The organism is Streptomyces pacificus, assembly GCF_011766325.1.
Classification (GTDB): Bacteria; Actinomycetota; Actinomycetes; order Streptomycetales; family Streptomycetaceae; genus Streptomyces; species Streptomyces pacificus.
Window position 1 is genome coordinate 1 of the sequence record NZ_BLLG01000021.1, and the last position, 20,189, is coordinate 20,189.

Genomic DNA, 20,189 nt, shown 5'->3' on the forward strand with positions numbered 1-20,189 from the left:
CGAGGCCGCCCAGGGCATCAAAATCAGCGACCGCATCGCGGCCCGCGAGGCAGCTCTATCCGCACAATCGCAAAGGAGCGCAGTGTGATGACAACGGTTTGTCGTAGGCGTCGCCGACCGAGCCGATCGAGGCCGCGATGCCGGCCGTGTCCAGGTGCTCGGCCAGCTTGAAACTGGTGTACTGGCTGCCCGCATCGCTGTGATGTATCAACTCACCTCGGACGTGGGGGTGTTCATCACGGTCGCGCTGCCACAGCGCCATCTCCAAAGCGTCCAGGACGAGCCGGGTCTCCTTTGATGTGGCGGCGGACCAGCCGACGATCCGGCGGGAGAAGGTGTCCACGACGAAGGCGACGTAGACCACTGCGGACCAGGTCGCCACGTGCGTGAAATCCGCAACCCAGCAGCGGTTCGGCGCGCTGGCGACGAAATCGCGCTCGACGCGGTCGGGCGCCCGCTCGGCTTGCTGGTCGGGGATCGTGGTGATGACCTTCTTGCCACGGACGGCGCCGGCGATGCCCAGCTCGCGCATCAGCCGTTCGACCGTGCAGCGGGCCACCGTGTGGCCCCGCCGGTTCAGCTCCCGCCAGATCTTCCGGGCCCCGTAGACACGGTAGTTGTCGGTGTGGACCTGCCGGATCAGCTCCTTGAGTTCCGTGTCCCGCACGGTACGGGCGGACGGAGCGGCCAGTCGTTTCTTGTGGGCGTAGTAGGTGGAAGGGGCGATCTTGCAGTCGTGCTCGGTGAGTGTCCTGCAGATCGGCTCGACCCCGCCGAAGCGGTCCCGGTGCTCGTCGATGAACGCTACGAGCGCGTGTGTGGCCGGTCGAGCTCGGCCGCGAAGAAACTCGCTGCGGCCTTGAGGATTTCGTTGGCCCGCTTCAGCTCGGCGTTCTCCTTCTTCAGCGCCTTGAGCTGGGCGGACTCCTCCGTCGTCGTCCCCGGACGCGTCCCCGCGTCGATCTCGTGCTGCTTCACCCAGTTCCGCAGCGTCTCCCGCGAGCCGATGCCGAGCTTGTCGGACACCGCCTGCAAGGCGGCCGTCTCGTTCGGGTAATCGTCGCGGACCTCAGCGACCATGCGCACCGCACGGCGGCGCAGCTCAAGCGGGTAACGGGAGGGTCGTGCCATGACTCAATCCTTTCACGGAATCGAGTCTCTACCTGACACGGGGCGGTTCAGCGACGAGCGCGTACCGCTCGGCAGCCTGCTTGTTCGTCATCGGCCGCCCATCGTCAGAGCGATGGTCCCGGTGGGTGGGTGTGGAGAGGGTGGTCAAGCGGGGTTCTCCTGGGGTGGTGGCGTGGTCCGTCTTGGCCGTCTTGGCCGTTGCAAGCGCAGGTCAGGGCCGGTAGGGCAAGGGGATCGGTGTTCCGTCCTGGCGGCGCGTCTTGGGGCACGCACGGGCGGTGGGGCTGCGGTTCGATGGCAGTGGACGGATCGCATCCGTCTTGCCGTCCCGGCCGCATGCACTGTGACCTGCGGCGATACGGCGAGGACGCCCGGGACGGCACAAGACGGATCAGGGCAGCGTTCTGCCGGTGGCAGCGCGATCGTCATGATCGCGTTGCCGTCTTGCCCCCGGTTTCCGTCCCGGCCGCATGCCGTTTGACCTGCGAGATCACGGCAGGGACGGCAGGGACGGTCACCGGGGGATGCGGGGCTCAGCCCGACGCAGGGGCGGCGGGATCGGCGTTCACTGAGTGAACGGTGGGGCAGTAGCGCCGCCACGCGTCGAGGGGGGCTTCCCCCAAGGCCGGGAAGTTAGCGTTCTCGCAGGTCCTGCAAGCACATTGAGGGTTCGAAGCGATAGCACAACGGAGCTCGTTTGTACAGGCAGTCGATCGAGACAGCTTGTACGTGAGGAGCTCCGTTGCAGGTTCATTTTGCCCTGCCGTCCACGCTGACTGCCATCACCCGTAAGGTGACCGTGGCCGCGGGCCGGTTCGCCCCGGGCCACCTGGGAGAGCTGACCGCCGTGGTGCCGTTCGAGCTCGTGGACGCGGTGCTGGCGGAGACGCGGACGGTGCAGCGGCGGCTGCGTGATCTGCCGTCTCGGGTCGGAATGTACTTCCTGCTCGCAATGTGCCTGTTCCCTGAGGTCGGCTACCGGCTGGTCTGGGACAAGCTCACCAGCGGTCTGGCCGGCATACCGGTGGCCTCACCGAGCACGAAGGCCCTGCGGGACCTTCGCCGACGGCTGGGGGCCGCGCCGATGCGGTCACCGTTCGAGGTGCTCGCCGGGCCGCTGGCACGCCCGACCACGCCGGGGGTGCGCTTCGGTGCCTACCGGACCGTGTCCTTCGATGGCTGCAGCTCGCTTCGGGTGCCCGATTCACCCCGCAACCGGGCCTGGCTCGGGCGGACAGCCCATCACGGCTATCCCACGCTGGAGTTGATGACGCTGGTCGAGACCGGGACGAGGGCGTTGATCGGCGCAGTGTTCGGCCCCACCGACGATGGCGAGACCGCCTATGCCCGCCGACTGCTGCATCTGCTGAGGCCGGACATGCTGGTGCTGTGGGACAAGGGCTTCGACGCCAACGACTTCCTCGCCCAGGCGAGCGCGACCGGCGCGAAGGTGCTGGGCCGGCTCCGCAGCAACCGGCGCACCCCGCTCCTGGCCCGTCTCGACGACGGCTCCTACCTGTCGGTGATCGGCACCGTGGGCGTCCGGGTCATCGACGCCGAGATCACGGTGACCTGCGCTGACGGCACCGTCTTCACCGGCTTCTACCGGCTGATCACCACCTTGACGGACGCCCGCCGGCACCCCGCGGCGGCACTGATCAAGCTCTACCACGAGCGCTGGGAACACGAGAGCGCGTACTACGCACTCCGCCACACGATCATGGCCGGACGGAAGCTCCGCTCGAACGACCGGGCCGGCCTCGAGCAGGAGATGTGGGCCCTGCTCACGCTCTACCAGGCCCTACGGACCGTGATGGTCGAGGCCGCCGAGTCCGTCCCCGGCACCGACCCCGACCGCTGCTGCTTCACCGTGGCACTCCAGACCGCCCGTGACCAGGTCGTCCAGGCCGCCGGGATCGTTCCCGACGAGCAAGGCTCCCTCGGACTGATCGGCCGCCGGGTGCTGTCCCGCCTCCTTGCGCCCCGCCGCCACCGGACCAGCACCCGCAAGGTCAAGTCGCCGATGTCCCGCTACAGCGAACGACGCGACGACGGCCGCCCAGATCACAGCCGCATCATGACCGACCTCGCCGTCACCGTCCTCGAACCCGGCCCCGAACAGCCGCCTCTGCCCACCGTCTCCCGAGACGACCGCTACACCGCCCCGGCCCAGCGCCGACGGCATCGCATCCTCGCCCTGCTGCAGAACGACCCGAACCGGCTGTGGAGACCCGCGGAGATCGCCGCCCACTTCGGCGACGTCACCCTGCACACCATGTATCGGCAACTGTCCCGATGGGCCAACACCGGGCTCATCCACAAGCTCGGACCCGGCCTCTACGCAGCCACAACCTGGACCTCAACCCCCTTGCCACCAGCACAAACAGGCTAACTTCCCGGCCTTGGGGGAAGCCCCGCCCGCTCATGCTCGCCGCTGGCATCGACGTCAAGATCGTGTCGGACACACTCGGGCACAGCGACACCCGCATTACGCGGGACATTTACCAGAGCGTCCTGCCGCAGGTCGGCAAGAACGCGGCCGAGGCCTCCGCCAAGCTGGTCCCGCTTCAGCGGAAGACCGAGGCGGAGGAGGCCGCCCGTAAGGCCGCCAAGAAGGCCAAGGACAAGGCGAAAGCCGAGGCCAGGACCAAGAGGAAGGGCAAGCGGAAGAAGCCCAAGAAGTAGGGCACCGGACCGCTCCGCTCACGCATCGCTCACGCAAGCCATCTCGCGGCACCCCGACCGCGTGACGCGCCATGCCCCGAGCAACACAAAAGGCCAGGTCACGGGCTATGTGACCTGGCCTTTGCCGGAGCCGCCTTCGGGATTCGAACCCGAGACCTACGCATTACGAGTGCGTTGCTCTGGCCAACTGAGCTAAGGCGGCAGGCCGCGGATAGACCTGGTCCGGCGGGAGCCGGCTGGCATCAGCAGCGGCGCCAAGTCTACAGGGTTGTTCGGGATGCCCCTGACCAGCCCGGCGATCAGGCGGCCCGGGCCGGTCATACGGGACGTGAGCCCCCTGCCGTCAGTGGCAGCGGGTGCCGTCCGCCGGGGGCGTTCCGGTCAGCAGGTACGTGTTGACCGCTGTGTCGACGCAGTCGCTGCCGCGGCCGTATGCGGTGTGTCCGTCACCGTCGTACGTCAGCAGTGTCCCCGAGTCGAGCTGGCGGGCCAGGGCCTGCGCCCATTTGTAGGGGGTGGCCGGGTCGCGGGTGGTGCCCACGACCAGGATCGGGGCGGTGCCCTCGGCCTCGATGCGGTGGGGGGAGCCGGTGGCGGGCGTGGGCCAGTAGGCGCAGCTCAGGGACGCCCAGGCGAAGGTCCTGCCGAAGACGGGGGACGCCTTCTCGAAGTCGGCCGCGGCGGCGGTCACCTCGTCCGGGGCGGCGAAGGCGGGCGGCAGGTCGAGACAGCTGACCGCGGAGTAGGCGGACATCAGATTGGAGTAGGAGCCGTCGCTCTCGCGCTCGTAGTAGCTGTCGGAGAGGGCCAGCAGCCCCGCGCCGTCGCCGTTCACCGCCTCGGTGAGCCCGCTGCGCAGCCGCGGCCAGGCGCCCTCGTCGTACATCGCGGCGATCACTCCGGTGGTGGCGAGCGACTCGGTGAGGTCGCGGCTCTCCCCGGTGGGCAGCGGCTGGGCGTCCAGCTTGGCGAAGAAGGCCTTCATCCGGGCCGCCGCATCCGCGGTGGACTTGGTGCCGAGCGGACAGCCCGGGCGCTGCGTGCAGTCGGCGGCGAACGACATGAAGGCCGTCTCGAAGCCCTCGGTCTGGTCGCGGTTCATCTGGCGGGCCGAGAGGGAGGGGTCCATCGCCCCGTCGAGCACCAGCCGGCCGACCCGGTCCGGGAAGAGCTCGGCGTAGGTCGCGCCGAGGAAGGTGCCGTAGGAGGCCCCGACGTACGTCAGCTTCTCGTCACCCAGCGCGGACCGGAAGATGTCCATGTCCCGCGCCGCCTCGACCGTGGAGACATGCGGAAGGACCGTGGACGACCGCTTCTCGCAGCCCGCCGCGAAGCCCTTGAACGCCGTGCTCAGCTCGTCGATCTCGGCCGGGTCGTCGGGGGTCTGGTCGCTCTGGGTGAACGCGTCCATCTCCTTGCCGTCGAGGCAGGTGACGGGCTCGCTGCGGGCCACTCCGCGCGGGTCGATGGCCACCATGTCGTACCTGGCCCGCACCGGGGCGGGATAGCCGACACCCGCATAGGCCTGGAGGTACCCGACGGCCGATCCTCCCGGGCCTCCCGGGTTCACCTGGAGTGATCCGATCCGCTTGCCCGGACCGGTGGCCTTCACCCGGGCGACGGCCAGCTCGACCGAAGGGCCGTCGGGCTGAGAGTAGTCGAGCGGCGCCTTGAGCGTGGCGCACTGGAAGCCGGGTGCTCCGCAGTTGCGCCAGTCCGGTTTCTGGCCGTAGTACGGCTTGAGGGCGGCGGCCGACACCTGGGAGGGTGCTGCCGCTCCCGGCACCGAACCCGAGGGTTCGGGCGCCTGTGGGCCCGAGCCGCCGCTGCAGCCAGAGACCAGCAGCCCCAGGGCTGTGGTGAACGCGATGCCGGAGGTCCTGAGGAACTGCCTGGTGTCCATCCTGGGAGCCTATCGACACAAAGAGGAATCACACCCCTTTCCCTTCGGATGGGTGATTCACCCGGAAACTCCCATGTGCTCACGGGTCATGGGCGCCCGCACAGGACCCATACTCCGGTGAAGACCCACGGCGCCGCCGCCCGGCCGACGCCGGAGGGGGCGCTCGACAGGCCGCGGTTCCCCCGCCGGACACCTCCGCACCGGTGGCCCCGAAACCTCCGGGAAGATCACCGGCGGCGTGTCCGGCAGCGGTCCGCGCGCCCCCTGGGCCGGGAACCTCCGGGAAGTTCACCCCGCACGCAGGGACACCGTCATCGCCTCCACCGCCAGCAACGGCGCTGCATTGGTGTCCAGGGCCTCACGACAGGCGAGCACCGCCTCCATCCGGCGCAGGGTCCCCTCCGGGCTGGAGCCGCGCGCCACCCGGTCGAGCGCCTCCCGCACGTCCTCGTTGGCGAGGGCGACCCTCGAACCGAGCTGGAGCGCGAGAACATCCCGGTAGAAGCCCGTGAGGTCGGTGAGGGCGAGATCGAGGCTGTCCCGCTGAGTGCGGGTGCGACGGCGCTTCTGCCTGTCCTCCAGCTCCTTCATGGCCCCCGCGGTGCCCCGCGGCATCCGGCCGCCCGCCGCCGCGCCCAGGGCCGCCCTCAGATCCTCGGTCTCCCTGGCGTCGATCTCCTCCGAGACCTGCCGCGCGTCCTCCGCCGCCGCGTCGATCAGCTCCTGTGCCGCCCTCAGGCAGCCGCCGATGTCCGACACCCTCAGCGGGAGTTCCAGCACGGTCGCCCGGCGGGCGCGCGAAGCCTCGTCGGTGGCCAGCCGGCGGGCCCGGCCGATGTGCCCCTGGGCCGCCCGGGCGGCGGACCTGGCGGCCTGGGGCTCGATACCGTCCCGTGCGACCAGCATGTCCGCCACCGCCCCGACGGACGGGGTACGGAGCGACAGATGACGGCAGCGAGACCGGATCGTGGGCAGCACGTCCTCCAGGGACGGCGCGCACAGCAGCCAGACCGTGCGCGGGGCGGGCTCCTCCACGGCCTTCAGCAGGACATTGCCCGCGCCTTCGGTGAGACGGTCGGCGTCCTCCAGGACGATGACCTGCCAGCGGCCGACCGCGGGCGACAGCTGGGCACGGCGGACGAGGGCACGGGTCTCCTTCACCCCGATGGACAGCAGGTCCGTCCGGACCACCTCCACGTCGGAATGCGTGCCGACCAGGGTGGTGTGGCAGCCGTCGCAGAATCCGCAGCCCGGTGCGCCGCCCAGCGCCCGGTCGGGGCCGGTGCACTGCAGCGCTGCCGCGAAGGCGCGAGCCGCGGTGGAACGGCCCGAACCGGGCGGGCCGGTGAACAGCCAGGCATGCGTCATCCGCGACGCGGCGGGCGACGCCTCCCCAGCCGCCTCCCCCGCCGACTCCGCCGTGACGAGCGCGTCGGCATCCCGCGCCGCGGCGTCGAGTTGCTCCCGTACTCGTTCCTGGCCGACCAGGTCGTCCCACACGGCCATGCCGCCACCGCCTTCCGCCGTCGTATCAGCCACACACCACCGGCCATGGGTCGCGGGCCGCGCGCCACAAGACCCGCACCGGGTTCCCATTGTGGAGCAGGGGTCGGACACTTCCCGCCGCCTGTGGACAACCGGTGCTCCCGCACCCGCCGGGTCGGCGGGCGCACCGCCGCCGACCGGCCCGCTCACGGCCGCCGACCGGCCCGCTCACGGCAGCGCGGTCCCGGCCCGCCCGGCTCCGCCCGGGAGAGCGCCGAAGCTCTCGCCTCGATCACCCGGTTCACGCCGGACCACCGGTCAGCCGGTATGAGCTGATGCGCAGCGGGCGCCGCTTCGAGGTGCTCGGGACAGACCCAGGCGCGCCGCGAGCATGGGGCCGAGCACCCCGGCGCGTGGCCGGCGGCGCCTCCTGCTCGCAGCCAGCGCGGTCGGCGTCCGGTGCGTGCGATCGCACGGCGGAAGGATCGTCCTCGTACCGGACACGCTCCCCCGGAGCCGACGCCTTTGCGCGCCTCATATGTCCGAAGGACCACGGGGGAGTGCGTTCCCGATGCCGCCGCCGGGTGGGACTCTCACTACCGCCCTAACGCCCCCTGGGCCCGTCGTCCTCGTCGCGCGAACCTAGCAGCTCGTCCGCCAGCGTCGGCAGGTCGTCGAGCGGTGTCTCCTCCGCCCAGTCCGAGCGGCGGCGCGTACGCCCCTCGTCGACCCGGGGCAGCTCGCGGGTGCGCTGCTCCTCCGCCCGGGCGGAGGACTCGTCACGGAACAGGCCCGGCGGCACCCGGTCCGCGGGGCTCCGGCCCCGGACCGGGGGCAGCACCGCGGTCTCGTCGGCTCCGGAGGTCCCCGGCCGCTCGCCCCGCACCGGCGGAAGCACCGCCGTCTCGTCGGCCTGTCCCGCGAAGGCCTGCGCGCTCCCCGGTTCCGCTCCGGGGGCGCCCCGCCCGCTTCCGTCGGGAGACCGCGGCACCTGCGGGAGGACCGCCGTCTCCGCGTCGTCCTGCGTCATGCCGATACGCGGGCGCGGCGTCTCGACCGTCCGCGTCGTGTCGTCCGTTCCCGCCGCAGGAGGGGAAACCGCCGTCTTGGCAGCCGAGGGCTCAGCGGCCGCGGCCTCCGCGGCCCGGCGCGCCTCCTCGGCCCGCAGCAGGGCCTCCTCGGCCTTGCGCTGCTTCTCCCGGCGGCGCTCCTCGGCCTCGGCCCTGAGCCGGGCCTCCTCCTCGGCCTGACGGCGGCGGCGCTCCGCCTCCTCCCGGACCGTCCTCTCCTCGGCCTCGCGCCGCCGCCGCTCCTCCTCGGCCAGCCGCCTCGCCTCCTCGGCGCGCTGCCTGGCCTCCTCCGCCTGGCGCTCGGCCTCCCGCCGGCGCGCTTCTTCCAGTTCGCGCCGCTTGCGCTCCTCCTCCTCGGCGCGCAGCTTCGCGAGCTGCGCCTGGCGCTCGCGCTCCAGACGCTCCTCCTCCGCCCTTCGGGCGGCCTCCTCCTCGGCCCTGCGGCGGATCTCCTCCTCGGCGGCCTTGCGCGCCTCCTCACGCGCCCTCACCTCGGCCTCGGAGAGCGGGAGCATCCGGTCGAGCCGGTGCCGCACGACCGCGGTGACGGCCTCGGGTTCCTGGCCCGCGTCGACGACGAGGTAGCGGCCCGGGTCGGCGGCGGCCAGGGTGAGGAACCCGGCGCGTACCCGCCCGTGGAACTCGGCCGGCTCGGACTCCAACCGGTCCGGTGCCTCCGTGAAGCGCTCGCGCGCAGTCTCCGGGGAGACGTCGAGCAGCACGGTCAGATGCGGTACGAGCCCGTCCGTCGCCCAGCGGGAGATCCGGGCGATCTCGGTCGGTGAGAGGTCGCGACCCGCGCCCTGGTACGCCACGGACGAGTCGATGTAGCGGTCCGAGATGACGACGGCACCGCGTTCCAGCGCCGGGCGGACGACGGTGTCGACGTGCTCGGCCCGGTCGGCGGCGTACAGGAGGGCCTCGGCGCGGTGGGACAGCCCGGCCGAGGAGACGTCGAGCAGGATGGACCGCAGCCGCTTCCCCACGGGGGTGGCGCCGGGCTCCCGGGTGACGACCACCTCGTGGCCCTTGGCTCTGATCCACGCCGCGAGCGCCTCGACCTGGGTGGACTTGCCCGCTCCGTCGCCGCCCTCGACGGCGAGGAAGAAACCGGTGGCCGCGGGTGCCTGGGCGGGGTCCGCACCGCGGCGGACCGCGTCTGCCAGGTCGCGGCGCAGCGGCACCCCGGACCGGTCGTCGGTCCTGGCGAGGACGATCACGGACACGGGCAGCAGCAGCGCGCCGACCAGCATCAGGGTGAAGGCGGCACCGCCGTGGGCGAAGACGAAGTCGCCGCTTGCCAGGCGGTGCGGCCCGATGGCGGCGGCGAGCAGCGGGGCGCCGACGGCGGCGAGCCCGATGGCGACCCGGACCACGGCCTGCAGATGCTCGGTGACCCGCGGGCGCCGGAACTCCTCGGTCTCCAGATCGATCAGCGTGTGGCCGGTGTGCGCGGCGACTCCGGCCGACCCCCCCGCGAGAAGCGCGAGGAACAGCACCGTCGCCGTGTCCGGGACGAGCCCCATCGCCAGCAGCGACACGCCGGTGACGGCGACCACCAGCGCGAGCAGCCTGCGGCGGGACAGTGCCGGCAGCACCTTCGGGGCGCCCCGGACACCGAGGGCCGTGCCCCCGGTCAGGGCGAGGACGAGCAGGGCGAAGGCGACCGGGCCGCCGCCCAGGTCCCGCGAGTGCAGGACGGACACGGCCGCGGCGGAGGCGATGGCCCCGGTGATCGCGGCGCAGGCCACGACCAGCAGCGGGACGGCGCCCGTACGGCCCTTGTCCAGAGTGCCGCCGGTGGAAGGCCGGCGCAGGCCCTCCAGCGGGGACCGGGGGCGCGGCGTCCGGGCGTCCGGGAGGGTGGCGGCGGCCAGGACGGACAGCGAAGCGGCGAAGAGACCCGCCGCCACATACGACCCGAGCGCGGCCTGGTGCACTGAGAACCACTCGACACCGGTGCCGAGCAGCTTGGCGATCAGCGTCGCCACCAGCAGAGCGGCGGCGGCGGCCGGGATGACCGCGAAGGAGGTGCGGAGGGACAGCCTCCGAAGGGCGTCCTGGCGGTCGGGCAGCGGGCGGACTGCCGCGCCCTCCGGTGGTGGCGGGGGGAGCAGCGCGGGAGCGGCGCCCTCTCGGGCGACGGTCCAGAAGCGTTCGGCGACACCGGCGGCGAAGGCCGTGGCGAGCACGTAGGCCACCGCGCTGCCCGGGATCCAGCCGATCCACAGCGGGGCGACGACGAGGAGGGCGATGCGGAGGCCGTCGGCGCCGATCATCGTCCAGCGCCGGTCCAGGGGTCCGCTCGGTGCGGTCAGCGCGGTGAGCGGACCGAGGAGCACGGCCCCGAAGAGCAGCGTGGCGAGGAGGCGGACCCCGAAGACGGCGGCGACGGCGAAGGCGGCGCCCCGGTATCCGCCGCCGAAGGCCCCTTGGCCGATCGCCGTCTGGAGCGCGAGGAGGACCAGCACCAGGAGGGCGAGGGCGTCACCGGTTCCGCCGGCGGCCTGCGCACCCCACAGCCGCCGCAGCGCGGGTACCCGGAGGAGCGACCGGACGGCGCGCTCGCGTGAGTCCGCGGCCAGTGCGTCGGCGGCACGGGCTTCGGGTTCAGAGGTGGGGCTCTGGGCCGTTGGCTGCTCGGCTCGCGTCATTCGCCCAGCCTATCCGGAGGAAGTCGCTCCTCGGAGGTGCCGCCCGAACAAACAGGCGGCGGGTACCCGTCCGAGACGACCGAGGGGCCCGCGCCGTCTGCGGGGCCCTCCTCGCCGGGCGCGAGTGCCGCGTGCGCCGCGCTACGTGTCCGAGGGCGCCGCCTTCGCCGCACCCTTCCCGGCCGTCTTCGCCGCGGCCGTGTTCTTCGCCGCCGCCTTCCTCGCCGTGGTCTTCTTGGCGGCCGTCTTCTTGGCGGCCGTCTTCTTCGTCGCGGTCTTCTTGGCCGCGGTCTTCTTCGCGGGGGCCTTCCTGGCGGTCTTCTTCGCCGGACCCTTGGCCCGTTTCTCGGCGAGCAGCTCGTAACCGCGCTCCGGCGTGATGGCCTCGACGCTGTCAGCGGTCCGCAGGGTGGCGTTGGTCTCGCCGTCGGTGACGTACGGGCCGAAGCGGCCGTCCTTCACCACGACGGGACGCTCGCTCACCGGATCCGTGCCGAGTTCCCTCAGCGGCGGCTTGGCGGCCGCACGGCCGCGCTGCTTGGGCTGCGCGTAGATGGCCAGGGCCTGGTCCAGGGTGATGCCGAAGATCTGGTCCTCGGTCTCCAGGGAGCGGGAGTCCGTGCCCTTCTTCAGGTACGGGCCGTAGCGGCCGTTCTGCGCGGTGATCTCGACGCCCTCGGCGTCCGTGCCGACGACGCGCGGCAGCGACATCAGCCTGAGCGCGTCCTCGAGGGTCACCGTGTCGAGGGCCATCGACTTGAAGAGGGACGCGGTCCGCGGCTTCACCGCGTTCTTGCCGGTCTTCGGCGTGCCCTCGGGCAGGATCTCGGTGACGTACGGGCCGTAGCGGCCGTCCTTCGCGACGATCTCGTGGCCGGTCTCGGGGTCCCTGCCCAGCTCGAAGTCGCCGCTCGGCTTGGCCAGCAGCTCCTCCGCGAGCTCGACGGTCAACTCGTCGGGCGTGAGGTCGGCCGGCACATCGGCGCGCTGGTGGCCCTCAGCGTCCTTCTCGCCGCGCTCGACGTAGGGCCCGTACCGGCCGACCCGCAGCACGATGCCGCTGCCGACCGGGAAGGACGAGATCTCCCGGGCGTCGATCGCGCCGAGGTCGGTGACGAGCTCCTTGAGTCCGCCGAGGTGGTCACCGTCGCCGTTGCCCGCCTCGGCGGCACCTCCCTCCGCCCCCGTGGCGAAACCGCCGCCGGGCACGGTCTCGCCGAAGTAGAAGCGCCTCAGCCACGGCACCGCCTGGGCCTCGCCCCGGGCGATGCGGTCGAGGTCGTCCTCCATCCTGGCGGTGAAGTCGTAGTCGACGAGTCGGCCGAAGTGCTTCTCCAGCAGGTTGACCACGGCGAAGGAGAGGAAGGACGGCACGAGTGCCGTGCCCTTCTTGAAGACGTAGCCGCGGTCGAGGATGGTGCCGATGATCGACGCGTAGGTCGACGGCCGGCCGATCTCGCGTTCCTCCAGCTCCTTGACCAGGCTGGCCTCGGTGTAGCGGGCCGGGGGCTTCGTGGCGTGCCCGTCCACCGTGATCTTCTCGGCGGTGAGCCGGTCGCCTTCGGCGACCTGCGGCAGCCGGCGCTCGCGGTCGTCCGGTTCGGCGTTCGGATCGTCGGCGCCCTCGACGTATGCCTTCATAAAGCCGTGGAACGTGATCGTCTTGCCGGAGGCGGAGAACTCGGCGTCCCGGCCGTCGGAACCGGTTGCGCCGATTCTGACGGTGACGGAGTTGCCGACGGCGTCCTTCATCTGGGAGGCGACGGTCCGCTTCCAGATCAGCTCGTAGAGACGGAACTGGTCGCCGCTCAGGCCGGTCTCGGCCGGGGTGCGGAAACGGTCGCCCGAGGGGCGGATCGCCTCGTGCGCCTCCTGGGCGTTCTTGACCTTCCCGGCGTAGGTGCGCGGCCTCTCGGGCAGGTAGTCACCGCCGTACAGCTGGGTGACCTGCGCCCGGGCCGCCGCGACCGCCGTGTCGGAGAGCGTGGTCGAGTCCGTGCGCATATAGGTGATGAAGCCGTTCTCGTACAGCTTCTGCGCGATCTGCATCGTCGCCTTCGCCCCGAAGCCGAGCTTGCGCGAGGCCTCCTGCTGGAGCGTGGTCGTACGGAACGGGGCGTACGGCGAGCGGCGGTACGGCTTGGACTCGACGGAACGGACCGAGAACGCCGCGTTCTCGAGCGCCGCCCTCAGAGCGCGCGCCTGCGCCTCGTCGAGGTGGAGCGCCTGGTCCGACTTGAGCCTCCCGTCCGGGCCGAAGTCGCGGCCCTGGGCGACGCGCCGCCCGTCGACGGCGGCCAGCCGGGCGGTGAAGGCAGCCGGGTCCACGGCCCCGCCGGCCGCCGGCCGGGAGGACCCCCATCCGGCCTGGCCGGCGGAGAACGTGCCGGTCAGGTCCCAGTACTCGGCGGAGCTGAAGGCGATGCGCTCGCGCTCGCGCTCGACGACCAGACGGGTGGCCACGGACTGGACACGGCCCGCCGACAACCGCGGCATGACCTTCTTCCAGAGGACCGGGGAGACCTCGTAGCCGTAGAGGCGGTCGAGGATGCGGCGGGTCTCCTGGGCGTCGACCATGCGCTTGTTGAGGTCGCGCGGGTTGGCGACGGCCTCCTGGATGGCGGCCTTGGTGATCTCGTGGAAGACCATCCGCTTGACAGGGACCTTGGGCTTGAGGACCTCCAGCAGATGCCAGGCGATGGCCTCGCCCTCGCGGTCCTCATCGGTGGCGAGGTAGAGCTCGTCCGAGCCGGCGAGCTGCTCCTTGAGCTTTTTGACCTGTGCCTTCTTGTCCGCGTTGACGACGTAGACGGGCTGGAAGTCGTGCTCGACGTCGACACCGAGGCGCCGCACCTCGCCGGTGTACTTCTCGGGGACCTCGGCGGCACCGTTCGGGAGGTCGCGGATGTGCCCGACGCTTGCCTCGACGACATAGCCGGGGCCCAGGTAGCCCTTGATCGTCTTCGCCTTGGCAGGCGACTCGACGATGACGAGTCGGCGGCCGCCCTGTGCGGTCTCGCTGGTCGGGGACAACTTCGCTCTTCTCTCCGGTCGACGCTCGGTGGGCTCATACGGCGTACAACGTACGGCGTACGGCCGTACTGCACTTTGCTGTCGCTGCGGAGTGTGACGGTACAACCCGCCCCCGTGTCAAACGGCGAAAGCTCGCAACGGCCACTCGAACGGTAACCCGACTCCGGGCATTCCCGCCGCCCGGACTCCCCCGGCGGACAACGGGAGCAGAAGGGCGGGCGGGAGCCGCGAGGCGTTCAGACGCGGCTGAGGCACCAGACGCCGGCGAGCAGGGAAGCGGTGCCGAAGATCGCGGTCAGGGCCGCGGCCGTGGCGGGATTCACGCCGTGCGCGACCGGGGCCCGGTGCCGTGCACGTGTCCCCGTCCATACCAGAAGTGCGGCTCCGAACAGCGCGAACACCGTTCCCGCGAAGATCGCCGGACCGCTCTCCATGCCCGTCTCCCCTTGCTCGGCCTGCACCGGAAAGCCACGTGGCCGAGGCTGGCACCTTCCGGTGTCGGCCTCGTGGATTCCGGGTGAACGCGACCTGGGTTCACGTGGGGCGGCGCCGGTGCAGACAATGCACCGGATGCACCGGATGCACCGGATGCACCGGAGAAGGGGGAGCAGGGAGGGCAAAGGGAGCAAGGGGAGCAAGGGGAGGTACGGGACGATCGTCCCCGCCATGCCCAGCTCGGCGCACATCCGCAGCCACGACCGGCCGGGCACACGTCAGCCAGGTGGAACGGCGGGCTCCAGAAAGCCCTCACGCACCAGCAGTCTGATCGCCTCCGGCGTGCGGTCGCGCAGCAGTACCGGATCCTCGCCGATCAGTTGGGCGATGGCGTCGAGGATCCGCCCCGCGCTCAGCGTGCCGTCGCAGACGCCGGCGAAGCCGGCACCGACCGTGTCCACCTTGGTGGCACGGCGCATTCCGCGACTCTGGCGCAGCACGACATGCTCCGGGTCCTCTGCGCCGGGCGGCCCGACCTGCTCCTGCACCACTCCGTCGACGAGTGCGAAGCGGTCGGCCAGCAGCGCCGCGTCGTCGTGCGTGCGCAGATAGTCCCCCCGGTCGAAGTGGGCCCGTACAGCGTCGCCGAGCGGCTGCTCGACCGGGTGGGGCCACTCCTCGACGAGGATCGACGGTCGATCCGATTCCGTCTTCCGCAGCACGATCCAGCCGAAGCCGACCGCAGTGGTGCCGCGCGCCTCGAACTCGTCGAGCCACGCGTCGTAGCGTGCCGCGTACTCCTCGGGAGCCGCGCGGTGGTCACCGCTGTCCCGGAGCCAGAGCTCGGCGTACTGCGTCACGTCCTGGACCTCGCGCTGAACGATCCAGGCGTCGCAGCCGCGCGGCACCCAGGAGCGCACCCGCTCGTGCCAGTCCTCCCCGGCCTTGTGCTGCCAGTTCGCGAGGAACTGCGCGAACCCCCCTTCGTTGAGCCGTTCCCCGGCCTGCTGAACGAGCGAGCGGCACAGATCGTCCCCGCCCATTCCGCCGTCCCGGTACGTGAGCCGCGCATCCGGCGAGATGACGAACGGCGGGTTCGACACGATCAGGTCGTATGTATCCGATCCGACCGGCGCGTAGAGCGAACCTTCGCGGAGATCCGCCGCGGGCGCGCCCGACAGGGCCAGGGTGAGCCGGGTGAACGCCAGGGCGCGCGGGTTGAGGTCGGTGGCCGTGACCCGGGAGGCGTGCCGGGTCGCATGGAGTGCCTGGATGCCGGAGCCGGTGCCGAGGTCGAGGGCGGAGGCCGCCGGATCGCGGACCGTGATGCCGGCGAGAGTGGTGGAGGCTCCGCCGACTCCCAGGACGACGTGCTCGCCACGGCCCCTCGCACCGCCGGCCCCGCCCACCGAGCAGCCGAGGTCGGAGACGATGTACCAGTCCTGCCCTTCCGGCCCGCCGTACGGGCGGACGTCCACCGTCGCCCGGACGCCGTCGGAGGACCTGGCCACCCAGCCGTCGGCGAGCGCCACGTCAAGGGGCAGGGCGTCCCGGGCGCGTTCGGCCGCCACCGGCCGCTGCAGCAGGAAGAGCCGGACCAGCGTCTCCAGCGGGGAGTCGCCCCGCGTGGCCCGCAGTGCGGGAACCGTCTCGCTGCGGGCGAGAGCGCTGTAGGCGGGCGCACCGAGCAGCTCCAGCAGCCCGTCGGCGGTGAAGTCGGCGGCGATCAGGGCGTCACGGAGCCGGGCGGACCGGTCGGGATCGGGAAGGCCTGCGGCGAGGCTGGTCGTACTCACGAAACCATTCTGACGCGCGGCATTCGGCCCGCACCGCCACCTCCACGACGCTGTATGCACCGCGGCGGGTACATGGCCGGTCCGCCGCAGGGTCCCGATCGGCGGAGTCCGGCATTCCGGTGGAGCCCGGTTTCGGGTCCCGTTTCCGGTACGGGAAGTCCTGTCCGGGGAGTCCGAAGAATCCGGTGCGGAAGAGTTCCGCCTCCAGGGTCCCGTTTCGGGAAGTCCCTTCCGAGTCCGGTCTCGGCGAGCCCGCTTCCGGGAAGCCGATCCCGGCAGGGGAAGGCGGCACGGGAAGGCGGCGGGGCCCGCGGTGCTCCGTCCGCGACCGGTACGCGTGGTGCCTGGGCCGGCCAGTCGCGGACGGCAGGTGGACCCGGGCCCGCCGGGCGGCAACGGGGGCGCGGCCGGGCGCAGCGGCCTGTCCACGGGTGCCGCCAGGCGCCTGTCGCGCCCGTCCGCCCGTCCGCCTGCCGCCCGTCCGTCCTGCCCGTGCGGACGACCGGCTCGCTACTCCGACGCCTCGGGCTCCGACGCCTCGGGCTCCGCCGATCCGGCCGACTTCGACGGGCCGGCAGCATTCGACGGCTTGCTGCTCGGTTCGCTGCTCGGTTCGCTGCTCGGCTCGGCGGAGCCGTCGCTCGCGCCTGCGGAAGCGGTGACCGAGGGCTTGACCCGCTGGCATCCCTTCTGCTGCCCCATCGCCTTGCCCAGATCGCCGGACTGCAGTTCACCGAGGGCGACCTGGTCCGTCTGCTGGATCTTCTTCAGCCCGTTCACGACGTCCTGCAGGCCGTCAGCGAACTTCTGCCGGTCCTTGGTGTCGAGCTCGTCGACCTTCTTCTTCAGATCGAGATACGCGGTGGCGGTGGCGTTGAGCTCCTTGACCGCGTCCTGCCGGAGCTGCTCCTGCCCCTCGCCGGGCGGCGTGCCTGCGGCCTGCACCGCCGAGGCCATCGCCTTGTTGGCGTCGGCGATGTCCTCGAACGCCTTGGAGTCGGCTGCCTGTATGTCGGCGGGATTGCCGTCGGCAGAGGTCGAGACGATGGCCTGCTGGGCGGCGGCACGCTTCTGGATCTGCGACTGCGCCCTTTCGCAGACACTCTTCGCCCAGGCCTCCACCTTTGCACTGTCGTCTTCGCCACCGCAGCCCGTCAGCGCGAGCACCAGCACGGCACCGCCGGACACGGCGGCCCCGGCCTTCTTGTTCACCTTCACCGGATCGGTCCCTTCCAAGGCTCTGGGCCCCGGAAGATACACGGCCTTCGCACAACAATCCCGGGCCGAATGCCGGGATTGTGCACAGAAAAGACTCTTTGCCCTATGAGAGACAAGGGTCACCGCCCGTATCCCTCCCGAACTGCCGGGGGGACCCGCGTACGGGTGGATGGTGCGGTCGACCGCACCCTCCACCCGCACGGTGAGCAGGCGTTTCGTCCGACTGATACGTCTACCGCGAAACGGCCGCCGGGTCCGGAGACTTCGACGACCGGTCGGCGGCGTTGTCTTCGTCACCCACCGCGACCGAACGCCTCTTCGAGAGGTACACCGCGACGACGATGACCAGGATCGCCAGAGTCGCGATCGCCGCGCGGACACCCGCGTTGGCGTCGTCGCCATAGCTGAACTGCACGACCGCGGGCGCGATGAGCAGCGCCACGAGGTTCATCACCTTCAGCAGCGGGTTGATCGCCGGGCCCGCGGTGTCCTTGAACGGGTCGCCGACGGTGTCGCCGATCACCGTCGCCGCATGCGCCTCACTTCCCTTTCCGCCGTGATGCCCGTCCTCGACGAGCTTCTTGGCGTTGTCCCACGCACCACCGGAGTTGGCGAGGAAGACGGCCATGAGGGTGCCCGTGCCGATCGCGCCGGCGAGGTACGAGCCGAGGGCGCCGACACCGAGCGTGAAGCCGACCGCGATCGGAGCCATGACCGCGAGCAGACCCGGTGTGGCCAGTTCGCGCAGGGCGTCCTTGGTGCAGATGTCGACGACGCGTCCGTACTCCGGCTTCTCGCTGTAGTCCATGATCCCGGGGCGCTCCCGGAACTGCCGCCGCACCTCGAAGACCACGGAGCCGGCCGACCGGGAAACGGCGTTGATCGCCAGTCCGGAGAAGAGGAAGACCACAGCGGCGCCCAGGACCAGGCCCACCAGGTTGTTGGGCTGGGAGATGTCCAGACTCAGGTTCATCTCCCCGGCCCTCGCACTCACCTCGGTGACGGCCGTGGCGATCGCGTCACGGTACGAGCCGAAGAGCGCGGCCGCGGCGAGGACGGCCGTCGCGATGGCGATGCCCTTGGTGATCGCCTTCGTGGTGTTGCCGACGGCGTCCAGGTCGGTGAGGACCTGCGCGCCCGCACCCTCGACGTCACCGGACATCTCCGCGATGCCCTGGGCGTTGTCGGACACCGGGCCGAAGGTGTCCATGGCGACGATGACACCGACCGTGGTGAGGAGTCCGGTGCCGGCGAGGGCCACGGCGAACAGTGCGAGCATGATCGACGTGCCGCCGAGCAGAAACGCCCCGTAGACGCCGAGGCCGATCAGCAGCGCGGTGTAGACGGCGGATTCCAGGCCGATGGAGATACCGGCGAGCACGACGGTGGCCGGGCCGGTGAGCGAGGACTTGCCGATGTCGCGGACCGGGCGCCGGTTCGTCTCGGTGAAGTACCCGGTCAGCTGCTGGATCAGGGCAGCCAGCACGATGCCGATCGCCACGGCGACCAGCGCAAGGACCCGCGGATCTCCCTCGTGCCCCCTGATCGCGGGCTCGGTGACGCCGCTCAGCTCGGCGTACGACGACGGCAGGTAGGCGAACACCGCCGCGGCCACCAGGGCCAGTGAGATCACCGCGGAGATGAAGAAGCCCCGGTTGATGGCGGTCATCCCGCTGCGGTCGGCGCGCCGCGGGGAAACCGCGAAGATGCCGATCATCGCGGTGACCACGCCGATCGCCGGGACGATCAGCGGGAAGGCCAGTCCCAGATCGCCGAAGGCGGCCTTGCCCAGGATGAGGGCGGCGACGAGCGTGACGGCGTAGGACTCGAACAGGTCGGCGGCCATACCGGCACAGTCGCCGACGTTGTCGCCCACGTTGTCCGCGATGGTCGCCGCATTGCGCGGGTCGTCCTCGGGGATGCCCTTCTCGACCTTGCCCACGAGGTCGGCCCCGACGTCCGCGGCCTTGGTGAAGATGCCGCCGCCGACCCGCATGAACATGGCGATCAGTGCGGCGCCGAGGCCGAAGCCCTCCAGGACCTTGGGAGCATCCGCGGCGTAGACGAGAACCACACAGGCGGCGCCGAGCAGACCGAGGCCCACCGTGAACATGCCCACCACACCGCCGGTGCGGAAAGCGATCTTCATTGCCTTGTGCGCGACGGTCGTCAGATCCTTCGCGGGCTCCCCTTCCGCCGGGGTCGCCTCACGCGCGGCCGCGGCCACGCGCACATTGGCGCGCACCGCCAGACGCATTCCGATGTATCCGGTGGCGGCCGAGAACAGCGCACCCACCAGGAAGAAGACCGAACGCCCCAGTCTCTGCGACCAGTCGTCCGCCGGCAGCAGCATCAGCAGGAAGAAAACGATCACGGCGAAAGTGCCGAGAGTGCGCAGCTGCCGGGCCAGATAGGCGTTTGCCCCCTCCTGTACGGCTGCCGCGATCTTCTTCATGGATTCGGTGCCCTCACCGGCCGCCAGCACTTGACGCACCAGCAGCTGGGCGACGACGAGCGCCGCGATCGCGATGACCGCAATGATGATTACGATCATTCTATTGCCGTCAGTGAGTACCGCAGCCGCGAGGGAAGTGGGTTCGGTCAGAGTCGGGTTGAAGAGCCCCGCCATTCGTCCTCCTTGACGTTCAGAGCTCAAGATGTGGACGGATTGTAGGGAGCGGAACCTGATCAAAACAGTGCGCGACCATGGGAATTGACCTTCGTACGCCCCTCACCAAACGATCGTGGTTCAGGATTGCCCCTGAAAGCGGTAATGGGG

Annotated in this window: 11 protein-coding genes, 1 tRNA gene and 1 pseudogene; 2 read left to right on the top strand and 11 right to left on the bottom strand. The window is 71.1% G+C overall.

Going from position 1 to position 20,189, the window contains the following annotated elements:
- Positions 1 to 55: 55 nt before the first annotated feature.
- A complete protein-coding gene (locus tag SCWH03_RS24475) occupies positions 56 to 799 on the bottom strand; it encodes an IS3 family transposase (protein WP_254077008.1) in 744 nt (247 codons plus the stop codon).
- Positions 800 to 804: 5 nt separating this feature from the next.
- Positions 805 to 1,131, bottom strand: coding sequence for a transposase (locus tag SCWH03_RS24480; protein WP_173266491.1), 327 nt, complete (start codon positions 1,129 to 1,131; stop codon positions 805 to 807).
- 742 nt (positions 1,132 to 1,873) lie between these two features.
- Between SCWH03_RS24480 and SCWH03_RS24485 the strand changes: the two genes are divergently transcribed.
- The gene (locus tag SCWH03_RS24485) at positions 1,874 to 3,523 is read left to right on the top strand and encodes an IS4 family transposase (RefSeq protein WP_173266493.1); all 1,650 of its coding nucleotides are present in this window, start codon (positions 1,874 to 1,876) and stop codon (positions 3,521 to 3,523) included.
- Positions 3,524 to 3,552: 29 nt separating this feature from the next.
- A pseudogene (locus SCWH03_RS24490) lies at positions 3,553 to 3,816 on the top strand (site-specific integrase); the annotation flags it as partial.
- A gap of 128 nt (positions 3,817 to 3,944) precedes the next feature.
- Here the strand turns inward: SCWH03_RS24490 and SCWH03_RS24495 are convergent.
- From SCWH03_RS24495 to SCWH03_RS24535, 9 genes are all read right to left on the bottom strand, one after another.
- Positions 3,945 to 4,018, bottom strand: a tRNA-Thr gene (locus SCWH03_RS24495).
- Positions 4,019 to 4,159: 141 nt separating this feature from the next.
- Complete coding sequence (locus SCWH03_RS24500; RefSeq protein WP_173266495.1) at positions 4,160 to 5,719, bottom strand: alpha/beta hydrolase; 1,560 nt, start codon at positions 5,717 to 5,719, stop codon at positions 4,160 to 4,162.
- A gap of 288 nt (positions 5,720 to 6,007) precedes the next feature.
- Positions 6,008 to 7,225, bottom strand: coding sequence for a DNA polymerase III subunit delta' (locus tag SCWH03_RS24505; protein WP_173266497.1), 1,218 nt, complete (start codon positions 7,223 to 7,225; stop codon positions 6,008 to 6,010).
- Positions 7,226 to 7,808: 583 nt separating this feature from the next.
- Positions 7,809 to 10,928 (bottom strand): dTMP kinase, encoded by a 3,120-nt coding sequence (gene tmk / locus SCWH03_RS24510; protein ID WP_173266499.1) that lies wholly within the window; start codon positions 10,926 to 10,928, stop codon positions 7,809 to 7,811.
- 141 nt (positions 10,929 to 11,069) lie between these two features.
- The gene (topA, locus tag SCWH03_RS24515) at positions 11,070 to 13,961 is read right to left on the bottom strand and encodes a type I DNA topoisomerase (RefSeq protein ID WP_173266501.1); all 2,892 of its coding nucleotides are present in this window, start codon (positions 13,959 to 13,961) and stop codon (positions 11,070 to 11,072) included.
- Positions 13,962 to 14,197: 236 nt separating this feature from the next.
- Entirely contained in the window at positions 14,198 to 14,395 is a 198-nt protein-coding gene (locus tag SCWH03_RS24520; protein ID WP_173266503.1) for a hypothetical protein, read from the bottom strand.
- A 279-nt stretch (positions 14,396 to 14,674) separates the two neighbouring features.
- The gene (locus SCWH03_RS24525) at positions 14,675 to 16,192 is read right to left on the bottom strand and encodes a DUF7059 domain-containing protein (RefSeq protein ID WP_173266505.1); all 1,518 of its coding nucleotides are present in this window, start codon (positions 16,190 to 16,192) and stop codon (positions 14,675 to 14,677) included.
- A 510-nt stretch (positions 16,193 to 16,702) separates the two neighbouring features.
- Complete coding sequence (locus SCWH03_RS24530; RefSeq protein WP_254076991.1) at positions 16,703 to 17,410, bottom strand: small secreted protein; 708 nt, start codon at positions 17,408 to 17,410, stop codon at positions 16,703 to 16,705.
- A gap of 232 nt (positions 17,411 to 17,642) precedes the next feature.
- Positions 17,643 to 20,039 carry a sodium-translocating pyrophosphatase gene (locus SCWH03_RS24535; protein WP_173266507.1) on the bottom strand — a complete coding sequence of 799 codons (2,397 nt, stop codon included), beginning with the start codon at positions 20,037 to 20,039 and terminating at the stop codon, positions 17,643 to 17,645.
- Positions 20,040 to 20,189: the final 150 nt, after the last annotated feature.

Bases quoted from the DNA above. Each gene is read 5' to 3' on its own strand.
- SCWH03_RS24480 (WP_173266491.1), bottom strand. From the start codon at position 1,131: ATGGCACGACCCTCCCGTTACCCGCTTGAGCTGCGCCGCCGTGCGGTG.
- SCWH03_RS24500 (WP_173266495.1), bottom strand. From the start codon at position 5,719: ATGGACACCAGGCAGTTCCTCAGGACCTCCGGCATCGCGTTCACCACA.
- SCWH03_RS24505 (WP_173266497.1), bottom strand. From the start codon at position 7,225: ATGGCCGTGTGGGACGACCTGGTCGGCCAGGAACGAGTACGGGAGCAA.
- tmk (WP_173266499.1), bottom strand. From the start codon at position 10,928: ATGACGCGAGCCGAGCAGCCAACGGCCCAGAGCCCCACCTCTGAACCC.
- SCWH03_RS24520 (WP_173266503.1), bottom strand. From the start codon at position 14,395: ATGGAGAGCGGTCCGGCGATCTTCGCGGGAACGGTGTTCGCGCTGTTC.
- SCWH03_RS24535 (WP_173266507.1), bottom strand. From the start codon at position 20,039: ATGGCGGGGCTCTTCAACCCGACTCTGACCGAACCCACTTCCCTCGCG.